General features: G+C 52.1%; 1 protein-coding gene. It reads right to left on the reverse strand.

Translation table 11 applies throughout. The annotated features are described in order from the left end of the window. Positions 1-2255 (reverse strand): tandem-95 repeat protein (locus tag R7044_RS23965; protein WP_318141731.1); only part of this gene is annotated, 2255 nt, incomplete at its 3' end. Positions 2256-2285: the final 30 nt, after the last annotated feature.

The raw sequence follows: 2285 nt of genomic DNA on the forward strand, positions 1-2285 counted from the left end.
GGCGCGTCATTCACTGGCGTGACATCGACGTTCACCGTGGTAGATTCCGATACCCCACCGGAGGTAACGATGTAGGTGAAGCTGTCTGTACCGTGGAAATTGTCGTTTGGCGTGTAAGTCACGCTGCCGTCCGGGTTGACCGAGACCGTGCCGTTCGCTGGACCGTTATTGGTATCCAGCGACACCACTTTATCGTCGCCTTCGAACGTGTCGTTACCTAAGACCTTGATGATGGTTGCCGTGTCTTCCACAACCGTCGCTTTGTCTGCCACGACGTCCGCCACAGGCGCTACCGTGAAGTTCACCGTTTGGCTGACGCTTTCACCGCTTGGATCGGTAGCAGTAAACGTCAATGCTTCTGAGCCGTTCCAGTCTGCCGTTGGGCTAATGGTCGCGATGCCATTTTCAATCGACACCAACACGTTGCTGTTGCCGGACACTGAGAAGTTCAGTGCGGAGTCGCTGTCTTTAAATGCGTCGTTTAAATCAATCGTGTAGATCGTAAAATCTTCTGCTAACACTTGATCTGAAATCACATTGTCGACTGTTGGTGCATCGTTAACGCGATTCACAATCAAACTATCACTGTCGCTAACCGTTGGATTAGCACCATCCGATACTGATGCGCTGATCGTTAGGTCTTTAAGGTTGAGTTCGTCGTTGTTAACCGCGTCAACACCCGCTTGAGTCAGTTTGACTTCATCGCCAACTAGCGCAAAGTAGCCGTTTGAGTTGTTTTCTAAAGAAACGGTTAATTGCTCTTCTGGCGTATCTGTATCAGCGACTTCCAATGTTGCCACTACCGTATCGGTACTCACCGCGTCTTCAGTGATACTTTCTACAGCATCGACCTTGATGGTTGGCGCATCGTTTACTGGGTTAACGGTAACGGCCACCTTCGCTTGGTCGGTCAGTGCACCATCGGTCACGGTGTAAGTGATTTCAGCATCACCATGGAAGTCCTCGGCCGGTGTGAACACCAGTTTGCCGTCAACAATCTCGACTGTGCCTTGCGCTTCAGGTACAGACGCCGAGTCAATCGACAGCGTATCACCATCAATATCAGTATCGTTTGGCAGAACATCAATCGTCACTGGCGTGTCTTCGTCAGTGACAGCGGTATCATCTTTTGCCACTGGCGCATCGTTCACTGGCGTCACATCGACGTTCACCGTGGTGGACTCTGACACCCCACCTGACGTGACGATGTACGTGAAGCTGTCTGTACCGTGGTAGTTGTCGTTTGGCGTGTAAGTGACGCTGCCGTCCGGGTTGACCGAGACCGTGCCGTTGGCTGGGCCGTTATTGCTATCCAGCGACACCACTTTGTCGTTACCTTCGAACGTATCGTTACCTAAAACCTTGATGATGGTCGGCGTGTCTTCCACAACTGTCGCGCTGTCTGCCACGATGTCCGCCACAGGCGCTACTGTGAAGTTCACCGTTTGGCTAACGCTTTCGCCGCTTGGATCGGTAGCCGTAAAGGTCAGCGCTTCTGAGCCGTTCCAGTCTGCCGTTGGAGTGAACGTAGCAATCCCATTGACGATTGCCACTTGAATGTTGCTGTTGCCAGAGACACTAAACGTTAACTCACCATCGGCGTTATCCACATCGCTGAAAGCGGTATTTAGATCGATGCTGTATGGCGTAAAATCTTCCGCCAAGATTTGGTCTGCAATGTTGCTTTCAACCACAGGCGTGTCGTTCACCGCATTCACGGTGACGTTGACCGTCGCTTGGTCAGTCAGTGAACCATCAGTAACCGTGTAAGTGATTTCGGCGTCGCCATGGAAGTTCTCGGCTGGCGTGAAGACCAATTTACCATCAACAATCTCAACTGTGCCTTGCGCTTCAGGTACGGACGCCGATTGGATAGACAGCGTATCACCATCAATATCAGTGTCGTTTGGCAGGACATCAATCGTCACTGGCGTGTCTTCGTCAGTAGCAGCGGTATCATCTTTTGCCACTGGCGCGTCATTCACTGGTGTGACATCGACGTTCACCGTGGTGGACTCTGACACCCCACCTGACGTAACGATGTAGGTGAAGCTGTCTGTGCCGTGGAAGTTATCGTTTGGCGTGTAAGTGACGCTGCCATCCGGGTTGACCGAGACCGTGCCGTTAGCTGGACCGTTATCGGTATCAAGCGACACCACTTTGTCGTCGCCTTCGAACGTGTCGTTATCTAAGACCTTGATGATGGTTGGCGTATCTTCCACAACCGTCGCTTTATCTGCCACGATGTCCGCCACAGGCGCCACTATGAAGTTCACCGTTTGGCT

It is taken from the genome of Vibrio sp. 1402, assembly GCF_033340275.1.